The 17670-nt window shown below is 51.6% G+C and carries 23 protein-coding genes; all 23 read left to right on the top strand.

The annotated features are described in order from the left end of the window. Positions 1–93 precede the first annotated feature (93 nt). On the top strand, positions 94–837 hold the full coding sequence (locus tag HBA55_RS33275; protein WP_167000061.1) for a SapC family protein: 744 nt from the start codon (positions 94–96) through the stop codon (positions 835–837). Between the two features lie 33 nt (positions 838–870). Continuing rightward, a complete protein-coding gene (locus HBA55_RS33270; protein ID WP_167000060.1) occupies positions 871–2436 on the top strand; it encodes a TolC family protein in 1566 nt (521 codons plus the stop codon). A 61-nt stretch (positions 2437–2497) separates the two neighbouring features. Next, positions 2498–3373, top strand: coding sequence for an efflux RND transporter periplasmic adaptor subunit (locus HBA55_RS33265; RefSeq protein ID WP_167000059.1), 876 nt, complete (start codon positions 2498–2500; stop codon positions 3371–3373). A 15-nt stretch (positions 3374–3388) separates the two neighbouring features. Further along, a complete protein-coding gene (locus HBA55_RS33260; protein ID WP_167000058.1) occupies positions 3389–5275 on the top strand; it encodes an efflux RND transporter periplasmic adaptor subunit in 1887 nt (628 codons plus the stop codon). Positions 5276–5278: 3 nt separating this feature from the next. Further along, positions 5279–7429 (top strand): hypothetical protein, encoded by a 2151-nt coding sequence (locus HBA55_RS33255; protein ID WP_167000057.1) that lies wholly within the window; start codon positions 5279–5281, stop codon positions 7427–7429. Then, complete coding sequence (locus HBA55_RS33250) at positions 7426–9438, top strand: preprotein translocase subunit SecA (RefSeq protein WP_167000056.1); 2013 nt, start codon at positions 7426–7428, stop codon at positions 9436–9438. The genes HBA55_RS33255 and HBA55_RS33250 overlap by 4 nt, the downstream gene beginning before the upstream one ends. Before the next feature lie 409 nt (positions 9439–9847). Beyond that, positions 9848–10159 (top strand): 30S ribosomal protein S10, encoded by a 312-nt coding sequence (gene rpsJ, locus HBA55_RS33245; protein ID WP_167000055.1) that lies wholly within the window; start codon positions 9848–9850, stop codon positions 10157–10159. A gap of 152 nt (positions 10160–10311) precedes the next feature. Next, the gene (gene rplC / locus HBA55_RS33240) at positions 10312–10953 is read left to right on the top strand and encodes a 50S ribosomal protein L3 (RefSeq protein ID WP_167000054.1); all 642 of its coding nucleotides are present in this window, start codon (positions 10312–10314) and stop codon (positions 10951–10953) included. A gap of 18 nt (positions 10954–10971) precedes the next feature. Beyond that, on the top strand, positions 10972–11586 hold the full coding sequence (gene rplD, locus HBA55_RS33235) for a 50S ribosomal protein L4 (protein ID WP_167000053.1): 615 nt from the start codon (positions 10972–10974) through the stop codon (positions 11584–11586). Further along, on the top strand, positions 11583–11879 hold the full coding sequence (gene rplW, locus HBA55_RS33230) for a 50S ribosomal protein L23 (RefSeq protein ID WP_167000052.1): 297 nt from the start codon (positions 11583–11585) through the stop codon (positions 11877–11879). The genes rplD and rplW overlap by 4 nt, the downstream gene beginning before the upstream one ends. Before the next feature lie 13 nt (positions 11880–11892). Further along, the gene (gene rplB, locus HBA55_RS33225; RefSeq protein WP_167000051.1) at positions 11893–12720 is read left to right on the top strand and encodes a 50S ribosomal protein L2; all 828 of its coding nucleotides are present in this window, start codon (positions 11893–11895) and stop codon (positions 12718–12720) included. Positions 12721–12755: 35 nt separating this feature from the next. Continuing rightward, positions 12756–13034 carry a 30S ribosomal protein S19 gene (rpsS, locus tag HBA55_RS33220; RefSeq protein WP_167000050.1) on the top strand — a complete coding sequence of 93 codons (279 nt, stop codon included), beginning with the start codon at positions 12756–12758 and terminating at the stop codon, positions 13032–13034. Between the two features lie 11 nt (positions 13035–13045). After that, positions 13046–13378, top strand: a complete 333-nt coding sequence (rplV, locus tag HBA55_RS33215) for a 50S ribosomal protein L22 (RefSeq protein WP_166167124.1) — start codon at positions 13046–13048, stop codon at positions 13376–13378. A gap of 12 nt (positions 13379–13390) precedes the next feature. Further along, positions 13391–14068: a 30S ribosomal protein S3 gene (gene rpsC / locus HBA55_RS33210; protein WP_167000049.1), complete on the top strand. Its 678-nt coding sequence runs from the start codon at positions 13391–13393 to the stop codon at positions 14066–14068. Positions 14069–14080: 12 nt separating this feature from the next. Next, on the top strand, positions 14081–14494 hold the full coding sequence (rplP, locus tag HBA55_RS33205; RefSeq protein WP_167000048.1) for a 50S ribosomal protein L16: 414 nt from the start codon (positions 14081–14083) through the stop codon (positions 14492–14494). After that, on the top strand, positions 14494–14685 hold the full coding sequence (gene rpmC / locus HBA55_RS33200) for a 50S ribosomal protein L29 (protein ID WP_167000047.1): 192 nt from the start codon (positions 14494–14496) through the stop codon (positions 14683–14685). The genes rplP and rpmC overlap by 1 nt, the downstream gene beginning before the upstream one ends. 2 nt (positions 14686–14687) lie before the next feature. Next, positions 14688–14948, top strand: coding sequence for a 30S ribosomal protein S17 (gene rpsQ / locus HBA55_RS33195; RefSeq protein WP_167000046.1), 261 nt, complete (start codon positions 14688–14690; stop codon positions 14946–14948). A 36-nt stretch (positions 14949–14984) separates the two neighbouring features. Continuing rightward, positions 14985–15353, top strand: a complete 369-nt coding sequence (rplN, locus tag HBA55_RS33190) for a 50S ribosomal protein L14 (RefSeq protein WP_167000045.1) — start codon at positions 14985–14987, stop codon at positions 15351–15353. A 40-nt stretch (positions 15354–15393) separates the two neighbouring features. Continuing rightward, a complete protein-coding gene (gene rplX / locus HBA55_RS33185) occupies positions 15394–15711 on the top strand; it encodes a 50S ribosomal protein L24 (protein ID WP_167000044.1) in 318 nt (105 codons plus the stop codon). Positions 15712–15779: 68 nt separating this feature from the next. Next, positions 15780–16319 (top strand): 50S ribosomal protein L5, encoded by a 540-nt coding sequence (rplE, locus tag HBA55_RS33180; RefSeq protein ID WP_167000043.1) that lies wholly within the window; start codon positions 15780–15782, stop codon positions 16317–16319. 11 nt (positions 16320–16330) lie between these two features. Continuing rightward, complete coding sequence (gene rpsN / locus HBA55_RS33175; RefSeq protein WP_167000042.1) at positions 16331–16636, top strand: 30S ribosomal protein S14; 306 nt, start codon at positions 16331–16333, stop codon at positions 16634–16636. Between the two features lie 22 nt (positions 16637–16658). Further along, on the top strand, positions 16659–17051 hold the full coding sequence (rpsH, locus tag HBA55_RS33170) for a 30S ribosomal protein S8 (RefSeq protein ID WP_167000041.1): 393 nt from the start codon (positions 16659–16661) through the stop codon (positions 17049–17051). 73 nt (positions 17052–17124) lie between these two features. Continuing rightward, entirely contained in the window at positions 17125–17658 is a 534-nt protein-coding gene (gene rplF, locus HBA55_RS33165; RefSeq protein WP_167000040.1) for a 50S ribosomal protein L6, read from the top strand. Positions 17659–17670: the final 12 nt, after the last annotated feature.

The raw sequence follows: 17670 nt of genomic DNA, 5'->3' as shown, positions 1-17670 counted from the left end.
GTGAGAGTTTACGTTGGTCAGGTCAATGACAGGGCCTTAAACAGAATTCTGTGTGTGGATAAATAGAACAGCACTATCAATGGAGTAGTAGAAATGTTTGAAAAAATCGTTCCAGCAAACCCTGAGACTCACAAAGGCAAGAAAATAAAGCCGATTACCAATTTCGACTTTGCCAAAAATTTTAATCTTGCCTCAGTCATGATTCATGAGTTCTCCAGGGCTGCGGCTATCTATCCTATTGTTTTTATCGAAGATAAGGGCAAAGACCAATTTCGCCCCGTCGTGTTAATGGGGCTTAAGCCAGACGAAAACCTGTTCGTTGTCGACGGCAAGTGGAAGGCCTCCTATATTCCGGCCATCATTCGCCGCTATCCCTTTGCACTTGCCAAGACCGACCAGGAAGATCGCTACACCATTTGCATTGATGAGACCAGCGACCTGATTAACGACGAAGAGGGACAAGAGCTTTTCGCCGAAGATGGTAAGCCGACTGAAGCGATGGATCGGGTTAAGACTTACCTGGGAGAGTTGCAGCAAATGGAGCACTTCACGCAGTCCTTCTGTCAGTTCTTTACCGAAAAGAATATGTTTACCCCGTTGAATATGCGCGTGCGCGAAGAAAACTCCGTAAAGAATATTGCTGGCTGCTACGTTATTAATGAAGATCGTTTGAACAGTCTGTCGGATGAGGTCCTGCTGGACATGCGAGCTAAAAGGTACTTGGCCCCGGTCTATGCCCACCTGACGTCTCTGGCTCAAATTGAGCGTTTACTGCGGTTTAAGGAAGAGCAGGTTGGGATTGCACCTTCCGGCGAGGCTCAATTTACCGAGCATTAATACCGACTGACGATGTTAAAAAGGGTTGCTCCTATGTTTGTCAAACCGATGTTGGCTAAACGAGTATTCACTGTGGCGGTAGCTGCATTTCTTGGTGCAGGGATGGTTCCGTTATCCCTAGCTGAAGACTTGCATGGGGCATCCTTTTCCCTGACCCAGGGGAGCCTGGTCAAAGAGGCGATACGGCGCAACGCCGGCGCTGTCTTCAAGCAATTGGACTGGCAGGTGTCAGGAGAGAAAACCGAATTTGAACGCGGAATTTTCGAGCCGGAACTGTCAGTGACAGTCAATTGGCACGATCTCAATGTTCCCAATACGGTTGAGGAATCTCTGTATCGAGTGGGGTCTGGAGGAAACTATACAGAAGAAGCGCTGACCTATGACGCCTCCGTCAAAGGCCTGCTGAGCACAGGCGGGCAAGTCAGCTTCGGAGTTAATGGTACAGAACGAGAGAGCATTCTCATTGATGCCAGAGACAACTACGACACCGAGTATGTCTACGGTTTAAAACTGACTTTCCGCCAACCCATTCTTAAAGGATTTGGATCCGATATCACCAAGGCCAGAATTCATGTTGCGGAGGCGGATCAGGAAATTGCCTTTCAGGAATATCGTCAGAGAATCATGGAAGTGGCCGGAACAGCCATCAAGGCCTACTGGGGTTTGTTCGGGGCTCAAAACATTCAAGCCAGCCTGCAGCGTTCCATGGAAGTTGCTGAGCGTATTCGACACGACGTGGAGGAACGGGTAAGGCTTGGTAAAGCGGCTCGCACGGAATTGATGGAAGCGGAAATTGGCGTTTCACTGCGTCAATCCGAGTTAATGGGTGCGACCGCTGATGTCACTGAGATGCAAAACAGTATCCTGACCCTGTTGAACATTTCGACCCTCAGCAACCCTGATATCGACTTCAATGCCGTGGAGTCCCCTGAGGTGGCCAATGTCGAGATGCCCGTGTTGGATGAAAGTTTGAAACGGGCTCTGGAGCATTGGCCGGCACTGAAGATTGCCCAGCAAAAGCAGGAAAGAGAACGAATCCAGTCAGTCTATGCAGAGAACCAGAGCCTGCCACAGCTGGATTTTACCATGAGCTACAATACTGCGGGTCTCGACGGCATACGCGATGATGCCTTCGATGGTGCTCTAACTGATGACCATGAATCCTGGTATGCGGGGCTGGAATTCAGCAGTCCCCTTTTGGGGAACAAGAAGGCCAAAAGCCAATACAACGTGGCAAAACTGCGCCAGCATCAAGCTAATCTGGAGGTGGCCTCCGTACAGCGCAATCTGGCCAATGATCTCAGTACCAAAATTATGAGGCTGCGCAGTGCGGCGGAACAACTGAAAATCAGGACCGTTGAAGTCAAAAGCAGGCAAAAACTGCTGAATATTGAGATGGAGCGCCTGCGCGCTGGCAAGAGTTCTATTCGTGAGGTGTTGGATCAGGAGGAGGACCTGATCGAATATCAGCGCAACTATGTATCCAGCGTCGTGGAGTTAAAACTTGCGGAGGCGGTAGTGGAGCTGGCGGAAGGTCGGTTAATGGAGAGATACAACATTAAATTGTCTCGCGATGAGATTAAACTGCTCCAGCGTTGACTCATTCACCCGTATACGTGTTACACAGTTACAACCCGTACTTAAATGATATAGGTAGTCCATGAGTAAAATTTATTTGACGCTGATAGGTCTGGCAGTGTTGCTGTCAGAGGTGAGTGTCGCGTCAGGGCGGTTTGACGGTGTAACCAAACCGATATCAGACCTGGATCTCAGCGTATCGGTTGACGGGGTCGTACATCAGTTGTTTGTTTCAGAGGGGCAGCATGTCAAAAAGGGGGAGCCACTACTACGACTGGACGATCGGCTGCAAGCATTTGAAGCTCGGCTTAGAAAGCAGATCCTGAATGACAAGGCTCGCTATGAGTCAAGTAAATACAATCGGGACATCGTTGAATCCTTGTTGAAATCTGCCAGAGAGCTGCAGAAGTCCACAGGTTCTGTGAGTAATGAAGAAGTGATGCGGCTGGACATGCAGTTCAACACAGTAGCGGGTGAGGTCCGGGCGATGGAGCAAGCCAAGAAGCGAGAGAAGCTCGAATATGACGCTGCTCAAGCTGAATTGGAGCGGCATACCCTGGTTTCCCCGATAGACGGGATAGTTACGGAAGTTCTGCTCGATGTGGGTGAGTGGGCTCAGTCTGGTGAAGTAGTCATCAAGGTGGTGGATCCTTCCTCGTGCTTTTTGGAGGTTAATATTGAAGAGCGTCAAGTCAGGCATTTGCAGGAGCTGGACGCCGTACCCGTATTCGTCAGTGCAGGAGATAGGACGCTTGAGAAATCAGGCAAAGTTGTCTTTGTTTCACCCGTGGCGGATCAGGCAAGTGGGTTAGTTCGAGTTAAGCTGCGATTTGAAAACCTGGAGAGAGATGTATGGCCAGGTATGCCAGCCAGTATCGAATTTGGACTTGACGAAACTGACATGGATGCAGCGATGGGGGAGTTCTATGAGCCTACCACAAGCTCCAGTAATCGATAGTCGGACTTTAAGGTTATGCCACTGACAGCCTCACAGCCCCAAGAGCGAACCGTCGATGGACGTACAGTACTGGTTGAACTCAGGTCATTAAGGCGGTTTAGCGGCGAAGAGCAGATATTTTGGGGGCGATTTACGTCTCTTGTGGCGCAGCTCTGTCATTCACCCATCGCTCTTTCTATCGTTGTTTTAGACAACGGCCAGCTGATGTCTAAAGCTACTTTCGGTCTGCCCGAGGGTGGCACCGAATTAGAGTCGACATTGTTAAGCCAGATTTCCAGGCTGGCCGGGCGAGCCGACGTCAATGGCTTTGCTCATGAGCGTGCGGGTCTAAACGTTCAGGGGATGGTTCAGCCCACTCTGCTGGTGTCCCAGGTGGAAAGCCATGAGACGGCTCAGCGCCAGGCGTTGGCTCTGGTCGTGGATCGAGCTAACTCGCAACAGTTTAACGAAACCATTGTGCGAACTCAGTTGGTCGCTGACATCCCCGCGGCGTACGAGCGACATAATCGAGACAGGTCAGAGGTTGCAGGGCACTCTGATACCCATTCGTTACTGGCCACGGTATTGGATGTGCAGGCGCTTGTCCAACAACATCATCGCTATAAGGCGGCGGCTATTGCATTGGTAAACGAGCTGGCTGCGAGATTCGGTTGCTCCCAAGTCAGCCTGGGCTGGAAAAACGATGAGTATATGCTGCTTGCGGCTATCAGCCATCTGGAGCGATTTGAGCGGGGGACGGACGCGGCCAAGTGTCTGGAGGCCATATTCGAAGAGTCTGGCGATCAGGACGCTGAGTTGGTCTGGCCGGACGACAGTGAAGGCGATTCAATACTGGTGGCACATGAGGCCTACGCCAGAGTCAGCGGGGCTTATCAACTGGTTTCCCTGCCTCTGCGCGATCACGATGGTCCTGTGGGGGTGGTTACCCTGGAGCGCTTGGAACATCCGTTTACAAACAGCGAATTGAGCGCACTTCGACTGCTGACCAGTCAGGTACAACCCTGGTTGTCGGCCCTTGAATCGAAGGATTTGTGGTTTGGGCGGAAATTACTCCGATGGGGGCGTGACAAACTGTCTGTTTGGCTTGGTGTAGAGCATACCCTGGCCAAGTTTTCGGCCTTGCTGGCGGCGCTTCTTGTACTCTATGTGGCGCTTGGCACATGGACCTATCGGGTCGAAGTGCCGGCCTCGCTGGACACTGACAATACAGCATATTTGTCGGCACCATTTGACAGTTATGTTCACAAAGTCAGTGCACATTCGGGTGACCAGGTTGCAGCGGGTGACCCCCTTGTGGTGCTGGATACTGAAGAGCTTTTGCTCAAGGAGTCAGAGGCTCGGGCCGATGTCAATCGGTACTCACGAGAGGCGGAAAAGGCACGTGCCAAAAGAGCCATGGCTGACATGAGGATCGCAATGGCTCGTTCCGAGCAAGCTCAATCCACATTAGAGAGAGTCCGTTACTACTTAAATCAGGCGACCATCAAAGCACCGTTCGAAGGAATTATCGTAGAGGGGGATAAGGATGAACTGCTGGGGGCACCTGTCACCAAAGGAGATCTGATCTTCAAAATCGTCCAAATATCCGACTTGTATATAAAAATGCGTCTCAGCGAGAGGGACGTGGATGAAATACAGGTTGGAGACCTGGGGGAATTAGCGCTTTTGAGTCGCCCGGAAGAGACCATTGCTATACAGGTTCAGCAAGTGATACCCGTCGCGGAAGTAGAGTCAATGGAGGGAAATGTCTTTATTGTCAGGGCAACTTTTGTCGACGGCACTCAGGATTGGTGGCGTCCGGGTATGAGTGGCTTAGCCAAAATTGATGTGGGTGAGAGGAATATTTTCTGGATACTGACCCACCGCACTTCAGATTTTCTGCGCATGTATTTCTGGTGGTAATGCATGAGCGGCAGCGTTTTCAGTGAATCCTGGCATCGGGTTGCTGGCATTCATGTGGGCTTGGCGTCCAAAGTTGAAGTGCACAAGCAGCTTTTTCGAGGGCGCCAGTGGTATGTCTTAAAAGACCCGTTTAACAATCGTTTTTCCAGAATCACGCCTGAGGCCTATAATTTCGTGATGCGCCTGACACCGGAAAAAACGGTAGAACAGGTCTGGGAGCATTGCCTTGAACTGTTTCCTTCGACCGCACCCGGGCAGGAAGAAGTTATTCAATTGTTGAGCCAACTTCAGGCGGCCAATTTACTCTACTTTAAGAACGCCCCAGACAGCCAGAGAATCTTTGAACGGTATCAGAAGCAACAACGGCGCGAGCTGCGTGGCAAGCTCTTGTCGTTTCTGTTTATTCGAATACCGCTGTGGAATCCCGAGTCGCTACTGCGAAAAATAGAACCATTCATAAGAATGGTTTTCAGTGTGTTTGGAGCGATTGTCTGGTTATTGGTGATCTTGCTCGGTGCAAATGCCGTAGCCGAGAATTTTTCGTCTGTTGCAGAGCAAACCCAGGGTCTGTTGGCGCCGGGCAATCTGATTTGGCTGTATCTGGCGCTGGTGTTCTTGAAGCTGGTGCACGAAGCTGGCCACGCACTTATGTGCAAACGTTTTGGTGGCGAAGTCCATACCATGGGAGTGATGTTGCTGATATTCACCCCATTACCTTATATGGATGCCTCCTCAAGCTGGGGATTTCGTAATCGATGGCATCGAGCCCTGGTTGGTGCCGCGGGCATGATCACGGAGCTGTTCATTGCCGCGTTGGCGGCTTTAGTATGGGCGAAAACCGGTGAAGGCACCTTACATAGCCTGGCTTTTAATATGATGGTGATTGGTTCCATCTCCAGCCTGTTGTTTAACGGTAATCCGCTATTGCGTTTCGACGCGTATTTCATCCTCTCTGATGTCTTGGAAATTCCCAACCTTTACCAGCGAGCCCAGAAGCAATGGATCCACTGGATCGAGAAATATCTGTTTCGCAGCATCAATCTCGTGCCTCCAGCCTATTCCCGTGTTGAAGCTTTCTGGTTGGCCAGCTACGGCGCGTTGAGTACTGTCTACCGCCTGCTTGTGGTGCTGGCGATTACGTTATTTGTCGCGGATCAATGGTTCTTGCTTGGAATTCTGATGGCAATCATCAGTATTTCAATTTGGATAATCAAGCCGATTATCGACATCATTCGATATCTTTTTGTCAGCACCAAGTTGGGTAGAAACCGCCCCTGGGCTCAGTTTCTGACACTCTCTGCACTATCGATGTTGCTCTTGGTGCTAACAGTGATTCCCTTTCCGCACTCTATCAGGGCGCCAGGAATCATCGAATCTGAGCATTTCACCAACGTCTATACATCGACAGCCGGTTATTTGGAACGCATCCGTGTTGAAAGTGGTCGGAGTGTAGAGAAGGGTGATGTACTGATCGAATTTATCAACACTGAGCTTGATCTTGATATACGTACTACCCGTTATCAAATTTTGGAAACGCAAGCATTAGTGAGCCAGGCGAGAAACCGGATTATTGCTGACATCGCGCCTGCCCGAGCACGTTTAAGTTTGCTTAAAGAAAAGCTTGCCGGTTTGGAGCAGCGACGCGAAGAGTTGACCGTCAGAGCCTCTTCTTCCGGCGTTTGGATCGCGCCCGAATTGTCGAGGCATCGTAATACGTGGTTTAAACGCCGCGCGGAACTGGGTGTCATTGTAGCGTCCGATGCCTACAATTTTACGGCGGTAGTGTCGCAAGAGCAGGCGTCTGATTTGTTTGGCTTCGACAATCTCAGTGGTGAAGTGAGACTTTGGGGGAGGACCAATCAGCCGATTACTGCCCCGGAAATTCAAGTGATACCCTATGAGCGCTGGGTGCTGCCTTCTGCAGTTTTAGGTTGGAGCGGTGGAGGGGATATCGCCGTTGTATCAACTGAGGACGGGAAGACGACAACCGAAGCTTTCTTCGAGGTCTCGGCAAAATTCCAGGACGATATCGAAGGTATGACCCTATATCATGGCTCTTCTGGAATTCTACAAATCTCTCTCCCCCCCAAGCCTCTGATCCAAAAGTGGTATATGGCGATTGAGCAGGTGTTACAGAAGCGTTATCGACTATGAGCAGTCTTGCCACCAGCTATCGCAGAACAAAAGTGCGTGACGATGAAGCACTCCCGTCCGGTGCGGACGGGCTGGCTCACGACATCATCGGATTTGTTCGGCGCAGTAGACCATCGGTGAGGATATGGATGCAGCAGGTGCAGGAAATCATACAGCGATCACAGGATGCCAGATCACTGACAGATGAGCAGCTCACTGCTCGGCTCAGCGCTCACCGCCACAGGCATAGAGTTAGCGACGGTCTTACGGATGAAATGTTGTTGGACGCGCTTGGTTGTATTGCCGAGGCTGCGGATCGAACGCTGGGCAAAAGGCCTTACCCGGTGCAACTGGTTGGTGCATTGGCTCTGCATCATAACTACGTGGCTGAAATGCTGCCGGGCGAAGGTAAGACGTTAACGGCATCGTTGGCAGGGGTGATGGCGGGTTGGCGGCGAGAACCCTGTCATATTATTACAGCCAATGACTATCTCGCTCAAAGGGACGCCGAATTGATGGCGGCACTGTACCATCGCTGCGGGGTATCCGTGGGTTGTGTGACCTTGGATCTGAAGGCAGAGCAGCGAGCCGAGAATTACTCTAAGGATGTGGTGTACGTCACCAGTAAGGAGTTGTTGGGCGATTTTCTGCGTGACCAAATGGTCCTAGATGGCGTCACTGATCCGGATCGGCGGCTCATTCGCAAGCTATCAACCGGGGGCGACGCAGATGAAAGCCGCATTACCATGCGAGGGCTGCATACCGCTATCGTGGATGAGGCCGATAGTGTGCTCGTAGACGATTCCACGACGCCTCTGATCATCTCTGTTCCGGGTAAAAATCGTTTGTTAAAGGATGCCGCACTGGCGGCCAAAGTCCTGGTGTCGGAGTTAAAACGGGATATTCACTATTTGGTCGATGATCGTCACAAAGTTGCAAGCCTGACGAACGCCGGTGTCTCTCAAATTGACGCTCTGACCGATCTGCTTCCACCTTTGTGGCAATCGAGCCAGCGTCGTCAGGAGCTGGTACGTCAGGCGATCAGCGCCAGGGAGTTTTATCATCGTAATCGGCAGTATGCGGTAGTGGATGGTGAGGTTGTCATTGTCGATGAGAAAACCGGCCGCTTACAACCTGGTCGCAGCTGGAGTTACGGCCTTCATCAAGCTGTTGAAGCAAAAGAGGAGGTAGAGCTTTCTGATCCGGCCGAAACCCACGCACGTTTGAGCTTCCAACGCTTTTTTAGAAAGTATCAACGCCTGTCGGGAATGAGTGGCACCTTACAGGGAACCGCTCAGGAGCTATGGAGGGTTTATCGGCTGCCGGTTGTCAAAATTCCCCCAAGAGTGCCTTTACAGCGCAAGGTGCTGCCAGCTTGTCTGTTCTTCAGTAAGGAGGAGAAGTGGAATCAAGTGGTTGATTCTGTCAGCCAGCACCAGCGTACGGGGAGACCGGTGTTAGTGGGGACGCGCAGTATTGTGGAGAGCGAATTTCTTGCGCAGCGACTGGAAGAGATTGATATCCCATGCAACGTATTAAATGCGCTGCACCATGAGGAAGAGGCGCGTATCGTTGAGCTGGCAGGGCAACGGGGGCGTGTTACTATCGCAACAAACATGGCGGGTAGAGGTACCGATATCCTGCTGGGTGAAGGCGTGGCCCACCAGGGAGGGTTACATGTCATTGCAACCGAACTGCATGAGTCCCAGCGAGTAGACTGGCAGCTGTTTGGGCGCTGTGGGAGACAGGGAGAGCCTGGCAGTGCTCAATCGATGGTGTCTATAGAGGATGATGTTATCTCGCAGTACACCCCGCGTTGGCTGCAGCGGGTCGTGCAGATGGCCTTTACCGCCCGTTTCGGCAGATTGTTTGCCGGTTGGGTCTATGCCAGGGCTCAGCGAAAGGCCGAGCGCTATGCCTACCGCATGAGAAACCGGATGCTTCAGCAGGACTTTCTGCTCAGTGACTCCCTTTCATTTACCGGATTTGGAAGTCATTCGCGGTCGCGCTCGGACGGCGAGTCAATCTGAAGCTCGATACCGAGCGACATGAAGAAGCAGTACCCCCCCATAAGGAGAAATAAAGTGATAGTAATTACACACTCCGGCTGTAGTTGTCTGTCCGCCCTCCCTGCCGAAGACTGCCTCGTCTCTATAAGCCGAACCTATATATAGGAAGCAATATGGGGCGCGGCCAGAAATGACCATTCTGTCTTCGCTTTTCTGGCCTAACCTGTACTCTTGACGCCATCCGCACTTACGCCAGGCCCCGTGAGCTCTGGGCTTGACCAGTTTATAAATAGATTTGAATTAGTGGTTGACTCCCCTTGTCAAGCTCTATAGAATTCCGCTTCCTTTTTTGGCGTCTGCCAGAAGGGGTTAGTAGGGTCGCAATGAAACGCGGCTCTGGTTCTTTGAAGATTTTTGGAGTTTGGTTCACATGCAGAATCAACGCATTCGGATTCGCCTTAAGGCTTTCGATCACAAGCTCATCGATACTTCCACCCAGGAGATCGTTGAGACCGCTAAGCGTACAGGCGCCCAGGTGCGCGGCCCTATCCCGCTGCCGACTCGTAAGGAGCGTTTCACCGTTCTGGTTTCTCCGCACGTTAACAAAGACGCGCGTGACCAGTACGAAATCCGCACTCATAAGCGTTTGCTTGATATCGTTGAGCCAACTGAAAAGACTGTTGATGCACTGATGAAGCTGGATTTGGCTGCAGGTGTTGAGGTTCAGATCAGTCTTGGCTGATCTACTTTAAGGTTTTAACAACGGGTTTTCGAAAGAAGATTCAAGTTTACATACAATTTGTGCCGATGCCTGATTAAATTCAGGTTTGTGTAACGCTCTGAAATGGGCGGCCATAGCGGGTAAAAGCCCCGTACACTGATGAGGTTAAAGAAATGACGATTGGTATAGTCGGTCGTAAAAGCGGTATGACCCGCGTTTTCACCGAAGAAGGTGTATCCCTTCCTGTATCTGTGATTGAGGTTGAGCCCAATCGCATCACCCAGGTCAAGAGCGAAGATACCGACGGTTACAGTGCTGTACAGGTAACTGCAGGTTCTCGTCGTGCCTCCCGAGTGACCAAGTCTCAAGCAGGTCACTTTGCCAAAGCATCCACCGAAGCCGGTCGCGGCGTTTGGGAACTGCGCAACAACGAAGGCGAAGCTTTCGAAGTTGGTGGCGAAATCACTGTTGCTGCTTTCGAGGCAGGTCAACTCGTAGATGTTACTGGTACTTCCAAAGGTAAAGGATTTGCCGGTGGCGTTAAGCGTTGGAACTTCCACATGCAAGACGCAACTCACGGTAACTCTATTTCTCACCGTGCTCCCGGTTCTATTGGTCAGTGTCAGACCCCAGGTCGTGTGTTCAAAGGCAAGAAAATGGCCGGACACATGGGTGCTGAGCAAGTCACTGTTCAGAATCTGGAAATTGTTCGCGTCGACGCTGAACGTAATCTGTTGCTGGTTAAAGGTGCTATCCCCGGTGCTCCCGGTGGTGATGTCATCATTCGTCCAGCTGTTAAGAAGCGCAACGCGTAAGCATCGAGGGTTTCGACGATGGATTTGAATATTGCAACTCCCGAAGGCGCCAAAGGTACAGTTTCTGTATCTGACGTTGCGTTCGGAAAAGAGTTTAACCAGGACCTGGTTCACCAGGCAGTGACTGCCTACCTGGCAGGCGCTCGTCAGGGCACCAAGGCCCAGAAGAACCGCTCTGCGGTTTCCGGCGGTGGCAAGAAGCCATGGCGCCAGAAGGGTACTGGCCGCGCTCGTGCCGGTACTATCCGCAGCCCCCTGTGGCGCACCGGTGGCGTAACCTTCGCCGCTCAGCCTCGCGACCACGCTCAGAAGCTGAACAAGAAAATGTACCGCGCTGCCCTGCGCTGCATTCTGTCTGAACTGAACCGTCAGGAGCGTCTGGTTGTTGTTGAGAACTTCGATATCGAAGCTCCAAAAACCAAGTCTCTGGTTCAGCAGCTGGCTCAGTACGACCTGAAAGACGCGCTGATCGTTTCTGAAGAAGTTAGCGAAAACCTGTACCTGGCCTCGCGCAACCTGCACAAGGTTGACGTTCGCGACGTTCAGGGTGTAGATCCCGTTAGCCTGATTCGCTTCGACAAGGTTGTAGTGACCGTACCTGCTCTGAAAAAGTTTGAGGAGATCCTGGGATGAGTCAAGAACGCCTGTACAAAGTGTTGTTAGGTCCTGTGATTTCTGAAAAAGCCGCTATTGCTGGTGATGCCAGCAACCAGGTTGTTTTCAAAGTGGTTCGCGATGCGGCCAAGCAGGAAGTTAAAGCGGCAGTTGAAAAACTGTTCGACGTTAAAGTGGAAGACGTACGTACTCTGCTGGTCAAGGGTAAAACCAAGCGCACCCGTCATGGTATGGGCAAGCGCAGTGACTGGAAAAAAGCCTACGTTCGTCTGGCCGAAGGTCAAGAAATTGACTTCACGGTAGCGGAATAAGGGGATCGTTGCGATGGCTATTGTAAAACGTAAACCAACATCTCCGGGTCGCCGCTTCGTTGTAAGTGTTGTCAATCCGGACCTGCACAAAGGTGCTCCTTACGCTCCTCTTCTGGAAAAGAAGAGCAAGAGCGGTGGCCGTAACAACAACGGTCGTATCACCACCCGTCACATCGGTGGTGGTCACAAGCAGCACTATCGTGTAATCGACTTCAAGCGTAACAAGGACGGCATTCCTGCAAAGGTTGAGCGTCTGGAATACGATCCAAACCGCAGCGCTAACATCGCTCTGGTTTGCTACCTCGACGGTGAGCGTCGCTACATTATCGCCCCTAAAGGCGTTAAAGCTGGTGACATGATCGAGTCTGGTGATTCCGCGGCCATCAAGCCCGGTAACACTCTGCCGATCCGCAACATCCCTGTGGGTAGTGTGATTCACTGCATTGAACTGAAGCCTGGCAAGGGTGCTCAAATCGCACGTTCCGCCGGTACTTCCGCTCAATTGGTGGCGCGTGAAGGTCAGTACGCAACCCTGCGTCTGCGTTCTGGCGAAATGCGTAAAGTACTCAGTGAGTGTCGTGCAACTCTGGGCGAAGTGTCCAACAGTGAGCACAGCCTGCGTTCTCTGGGTAAGGCTGGTGCATCTCGTTGGCGCGGTGTGCGCCCAACTGTTCGCGGTGTTGCTATGAACCCGGTAGATCACCCGCATGGTGGTGGTGAAGGTCGTACCTCTGGTGGCCGTCATCCCGTTTCTCCATGGGGTACTCCTACCAAGGGTGCTAAGACTCGCAAGAACAAGCGCACCGATAAGATGATTGTACGCCGTCGCGGTAAGAAGTAAGCGACTGGCTAACACTAGCTGAAGAGGAAAGTGCAGTGCCACGTTCACTGAAAAAAGGTCCCTTCATCGATCTTCATTTGATTAAGAAGGTCGAAACAGCGATCGAAAAAAATGACCGTCGTCCTATCAAGACTTGGTCTCGCCGCTCCATGATCATGCCTGAAATGGTCGGCTTGACTATCGCTGTGCACAACGGTCGTCAACATGTTCCCGTCTTGGTTAACGAAGAGATGGTTGGACATAAACTGGGCGAATTTGCTGCAACCCGTACCTATCGCGGTCACATTGCAGACAAGAAAGCCAAGAAGCGCTAAGAGGTCTAACGATGGAAGTATCAGCAAAATTACGCGGTGCTCAACTGTCGGCGCAAAAAGCGCGTCTGGTAGCCGATCAGATTCGTGGTAAACACGTTGAAGAGGCTCTGGACATCTTGGCTTTCAGCCCGAAGAAAGGTGCAGCGATTGTTAAGAAGGTGCTGGAGTCTGCAATTGCAAACGCCGAGCACAATGAAGGCGCTGATGTAGATGAGTTGACTGTGTCAACCATCTTCGTAGATGAGGGTCTGACGATGAAGCGTATCAGACCACGTGCAAAAGGACGCGCCGATCGCATCCTCAAGCGCACTTGTCACATCACCGTTAAAGTAGCCGATCAGTAAGAGACAGACGTTATGGGTCAGAAAGTACATCCGACAGGTATTCGTCTGGGCATCGTCAAAAAGCATACCTCTACCTGGTATGCCGGTAGTGATGAATACGCAGACAAGCTCTACACCGACCTGAAAGTACGTGAGTACATTGAAAAGCAGCTGGCGCACGCGTCAGTCAGTCGTGTAGAAATTGAGCGTCCGGCCAACACCGCACGCGTTACCATTCACACTGCCCGTCCCGGCATCGTGATTGGTAAAAAAGGTGAAGATGTGGAAAAACTGCGTGCTGCTGTCAGCAAGCAGATGGGCGTACCCGTCCACATCAACATCGAAGAAATCCGCAAGCCTGATCTGGATGCAGCTCTGGTAGCGCAAAGCGTTGCTCAACAGCTTGAGCGTCGTGTTATGTTCCGTCGTGCCATGAAGCGCGCGGTACAGAACGCTATGCGTCAGGGCGCAGAAGGAATCAAAATCCAGGTAAGTGGTCGTCTGGGTGGCGCGGAAATTGCGCGCACCGAATGGTACCGTGAAGGCCGTGTGCCTCTGCACACTTTGCGTGCCGACATCGATTACGCCACCGCTGAAGGTCTCACCACCTACGGCATCATCGGCGTGAAAGTTTGGATTTTCAAAGGCGAAGTAATTGGCGGCATCGACGCTGTTGAAGAAAAGCCCAAGAAGAAAAAAGGCTCAAAGTAAGGGGTACGCAAAATGCTGCAACCGAAGCGTACAAAGTTTCGCAAGCAACAAAAAGGCCGTAACCGCGGTCTGGCCCATCGTGGCTCCAAGGTTAGCTTTGGCGAATTTGGCTTAAAAGCAAATGCCCGTGGTCGCATCACTGCCCGTCAGATCGAAGCGGCTCGTCGTGCGATGACTCGTCACATTAAGCGTGGTGGTAAAATCTGGATTCGTGTGTTTCCGGACAAGCCAATCACCAGTAAGCCTCTGGAAGTTCGTCAGGGTAAAGGTAAGGGTAACGTTGAATACTGGGTAGCCCAGATTCAGCCAGGCAAGGTTCTGTACGAGATGGAAGGTGTCTCTGAAGAGCTGGCCCGCGAAGCATTCGCACTGGCCGCTGCCAAGTTACCATTAAGTACAACTTTCGTGAAACGTTCGGTGATGTGATGAAGGCTCAAGAACTCCGCGAAAAATCTGTTGAAGAGCTGAATGCTGAGTTGCTGAAGCAGCTGGAAGAACAGTTCAAGCTGCGCATGCAGGCTTCTACTGGCCAGTTGAATCAGACCCACCTGCTCAAGCAGACTCGTCGCGATATTGCTCGTATTAAAACAGTGCTGAATCAAAAGGCAGGTGAGTAACAATGGCAGACAAGTTAGTACGTCAGATGACCGGTAAGGTCGTGAGTGACAAGATGGACAAAACCATCACTGTCCTGATCGAGCGCCGTGTTAAGCACCCGATTTATGGTAAGTACGTCAGTAAATCATCCAAGCTGAAAGCTCATGATGAAAAGAATGAGTGTAAGGCAGGTGATGTGGTAACCATCGAGGAATCACGTCCGCTGTCAAAGTCTAAGTCTTGGACCTTGGTTAAAATTGAAGAGCGTGCCACTGAGATCTAAATCTCATTGGTGTGCTGAGAGTTTCGGAGACGGACGATGATTCAAGCGCAATCCTACTTGGATGTGGCAGACAACAGTGGTGCCCGCCGCGTTATGTGCATTAAGGTGCTCGGCGGTTCGCATCGTCGTTACGCTGCCGTAGGCGACATTATTAAGGTGACCGTTAAGGAAGCCATCCCTCGCGGTAAAGTGAAAAAAGGTCAGGTCATGAAGGCCGTGGTTGTACGCACTAAAAAAGGTGTGCGTCGCCAGGACGGATCTCTGATCAAGTTCGACGATAACGCAGCCGTACTGCTGAACCAACAGGACGCTCCTGTCGGTACACGTATCTTCGGCCCTGTTACTCGTGAACTGCGTGGCGAGAAATTTATGAAGATCATCTCTCTGGCGCCAGAAGTTCTGTAAGCCAGAGCTTTTGTAACCAGTAGAGAGTTGAGGACAGGTTATGCGTAAGATCAAACGTGATGACGAAGTGATTGTGATCGCAGGTCGCGATAAGGGCAAGCGCGGTAAGGTAGTTAGTGTGCTTGCTGACGATCGCTTACTCGTGTCTGGTGTTCACATGATCAAAAAACACCAAAAACCAAACCCGCAATTGGGTGTGGCCGGCGGAATCGTGGAGAAAGAAGCTCCGATTCAGGTTTCCAATGTTGCTATTTTCAACAGTGCAACTGGCAAAGCTGATCGTGTTGGTTTCAAGATCCTGGAAGACGGCACCAAAGTGCGAGTTTTCAAATCCAACGGCGAAGCCGTAGACGCGTAACGTAATTAGCTGTCCCAAAAGCTAATAATTACGCAGTGTTTAACGGTAAAAGCAGACGGTAATTAGAAATGGCTAAGTTGAAAGAACTTTACCAAGGCGAACTCCGTGCTCAGCTGAAAGAAGAGCTGAAGCTGGAGAACGTTATGGAAGTGCCAAAAATCACCAAAATCACCCTGAACATGGGTGTCGGTGAGGCAATCGGTGACAAGAAGGTGCTGGAAAGCGCCGTTGGTGATCTGGAAAAAATCACCGGCCAGAAGGCTGTCGTCACCAAGGCTCGCAAATCCATTGCGGGTTTTAAAGTACGTGAAGGTTGGCCGATCGGTGCCAAGGTAACTCTGCGCTCTGATCGCATGTACGAGTTCCTGGAGCGTCTGATCAGCATCGCCATCCCACGTGTCCGCGACTTCCGCGGCATCAGCCCCAAGCAGTTTGACGGGCGCGGTAACTTCTCTATGGGTGTAACCGAGCAGATCATCTTCCCCGAGATTGACTACGACAAAGTAGACAAGCTGCGTGGACTGGACATCTGCATCACGACAACTGCTCGCAACAACGAGGAAGGCCTGGCGCTGCTGAAAGCGTTCAACTTCCCGTTCAAAGGCTGAGGAAACGGATCATGGCTAAGAAATCTATGATTGCACGTGAAGCAAAGCGTGCAAATGCAGTTGCAAAGTTCGCCGCCAAGCGTGAAGCGCTGAAGGCGATCATTGCCAACCCCGAATCTTCCGAAGACGAAGTGTGGGAAGCTCAGGTCAAGCTGCAGAAGCTGCCTCGTGACGCCAGCCCTGTTCGTCAGCAGCGTCGTTGTCGCATCACCGGTCGTCCTCACGCGGTTTACCGCAAGTTCGGCCTCTGCCGTAACAAGCTGCGTGAAGCGGCTATGCGCGGTGATGTCCCTGGTCTGGTTAAGGCCAGCTGGTAAGCTTTTTTAGGAGCAGAATCTTATGAGTATGCAAGATCCGTTGGCAGATATGCTGACCCGCATCCGCAACGCTCAGATGGTTGGTAAGGTTGATGCAACCATGCCTTCTTCCAAGCTGAAAGTTAACGTTGCGAAAGTTCTTCTCGAAGAAGGTTACGTAGCGGGCTACAGCGTGAGCGAAGATGCTCAGCCTCAGCTGACCATTGAGCTCAAGTACTTTGAGGGCAAGCCGGTAATCGCCGAGCTTGACCGCGTAAGCCGTCCAGGCCTGCGTAACTATGCTGGTAAAGATGGCTTGCCATCTGTACGTGGTGGTCTGGGTATCGCCATCGTTTCCACCAGTAAAGGTGTTATGACTGACCGTGCCGCTCGCGCCGCTGGCGTTGGTGGTGAGGTTCTCTGCACCGTTTTCTAATTCGAATTGGCCGCCTCGTGCGGCCAATTTGGGTTATGCATTATTAACAACGTTGTTTTAACGGGAATTCGTTATGTCACGAGTTGCAAATAGTCCGGTTGAAGTGCCAGCTGGTGTAACTGTAACCCTGAGCGGTCAGGAAATCACAGTTAAAGGCAGCAATGGTACATTGGCCCATACCATCCACAGCAGTGTAGAAGTTGCTCAGAACGACAATGTTCTGAACGTCTCTGCTCGTGATGGCGCCAAGCAGTCTCGCGCATTGGCAGGCACCACGCGTGCTCTGGTAAACAACATGGTTGTCGGCGCTTCTCAGGGTTTTGAGAAGAAGCTGGTCCTCAACGGTGTTGGTTATCGTGCTAAAGCTGCGGGCAAATCTGTAGACCTGACTCTGGGTTTCTCCCACCCGGTTATTTATGACCTTCCTGAAGGCGTAAAAGCTGAGACCCCTAGTCAGACCGAGATCGTACTGAAGAGCGCTGATAAGCAGCTGCTCGGTCAGGTAGCCGCGGAGATCCGCGCATTCCGTCCACCAGAGCCTTATAAGGGCAAGGGTGTTCGCTACGCTGACGAATACGTACGTCGTAAAGAAGCTAAGAAGAAGTAAGTAGGGCATAGG

The sequence above is a fragment of the Pseudomaricurvus alkylphenolicus genome (assembly GCF_011683955.1).
In the GTDB taxonomy this organism is placed as follows: domain Bacteria; phylum Pseudomonadota; class Gammaproteobacteria; order Pseudomonadales; family Cellvibrionaceae; genus Pseudomaricurvus; species Pseudomaricurvus alkylphenolicus.
Note: the sequence above shows the minus strand (reverse complement) of the source record. Positions and strands in the feature narration are given on the sequence as shown.

What these genes read in the sequence shown, in the direction of transcription:
- HBA55_RS33275 (WP_167000061.1), top strand. Translation starts at nt 94, where the DNA reads ATGTTTGAAAAAATCGTTCCAGCAAACCCTGAGACTCACAAAGGCAAG.
- HBA55_RS33270 (WP_167000060.1), top strand. Translation starts at nt 871, where the DNA reads ATGTTTGTCAAACCGATGTTGGCTAAACGAGTATTCACTGTGGCGGTA.
- HBA55_RS33265 (WP_167000059.1), top strand. Translation starts at nt 2,498, where the DNA reads ATGAGTAAAATTTATTTGACGCTGATAGGTCTGGCAGTGTTGCTGTCA.
- HBA55_RS33260 (WP_167000058.1), top strand. Translation starts at nt 3,389, where the DNA reads ATGCCACTGACAGCCTCACAGCCCCAAGAGCGAACCGTCGATGGACGT.
- HBA55_RS33255 (WP_167000057.1), top strand. Translation starts at nt 5,279, where the DNA reads ATGAGCGGCAGCGTTTTCAGTGAATCCTGGCATCGGGTTGCTGGCATT.
- HBA55_RS33250 (WP_167000056.1), top strand. Translation starts at nt 7,426, where the DNA reads ATGAGCAGTCTTGCCACCAGCTATCGCAGAACAAAAGTGCGTGACGAT.
- rpsJ (WP_167000055.1), top strand. Translation starts at nt 9,848, where the DNA reads ATGCAGAATCAACGCATTCGGATTCGCCTTAAGGCTTTCGATCACAAG.
- rplC (WP_167000054.1), top strand. Translation starts at nt 10,312, where the DNA reads ATGACGATTGGTATAGTCGGTCGTAAAAGCGGTATGACCCGCGTTTTC.
- rplD (WP_167000053.1), top strand. Translation starts at nt 10,972, where the DNA reads ATGGATTTGAATATTGCAACTCCCGAAGGCGCCAAAGGTACAGTTTCT.
- rplW (WP_167000052.1), top strand. Translation starts at nt 11,583, where the DNA reads ATGAGTCAAGAACGCCTGTACAAAGTGTTGTTAGGTCCTGTGATTTCT.
- rplB (WP_167000051.1), top strand. Translation starts at nt 11,893, where the DNA reads ATGGCTATTGTAAAACGTAAACCAACATCTCCGGGTCGCCGCTTCGTT.
- rplV (WP_166167124.1), top strand. Translation starts at nt 13,046, where the DNA reads ATGGAAGTATCAGCAAAATTACGCGGTGCTCAACTGTCGGCGCAAAAA.
- rpsC (WP_167000049.1), top strand. Translation starts at nt 13,391, where the DNA reads ATGGGTCAGAAAGTACATCCGACAGGTATTCGTCTGGGCATCGTCAAA.
- rplP (WP_167000048.1), top strand. Translation starts at nt 14,081, where the DNA reads ATGCTGCAACCGAAGCGTACAAAGTTTCGCAAGCAACAAAAAGGCCGT.
- rpmC (WP_167000047.1), top strand. Translation starts at nt 14,494, where the DNA reads ATGAAGGCTCAAGAACTCCGCGAAAAATCTGTTGAAGAGCTGAATGCT.
- rpsQ (WP_167000046.1), top strand. Translation starts at nt 14,688, where the DNA reads ATGGCAGACAAGTTAGTACGTCAGATGACCGGTAAGGTCGTGAGTGAC.
- rplN (WP_167000045.1), top strand. Translation starts at nt 14,985, where the DNA reads ATGATTCAAGCGCAATCCTACTTGGATGTGGCAGACAACAGTGGTGCC.
- rplX (WP_167000044.1), top strand. Translation starts at nt 15,394, where the DNA reads ATGCGTAAGATCAAACGTGATGACGAAGTGATTGTGATCGCAGGTCGC.
- rplE (WP_167000043.1), top strand. Translation starts at nt 15,780, where the DNA reads ATGGCTAAGTTGAAAGAACTTTACCAAGGCGAACTCCGTGCTCAGCTG.
- rpsN (WP_167000042.1), top strand. Translation starts at nt 16,331, where the DNA reads ATGGCTAAGAAATCTATGATTGCACGTGAAGCAAAGCGTGCAAATGCA.
- rpsH (WP_167000041.1), top strand. Translation starts at nt 16,659, where the DNA reads ATGAGTATGCAAGATCCGTTGGCAGATATGCTGACCCGCATCCGCAAC.
- rplF (WP_167000040.1), top strand. Translation starts at nt 17,125, where the DNA reads ATGTCACGAGTTGCAAATAGTCCGGTTGAAGTGCCAGCTGGTGTAACT.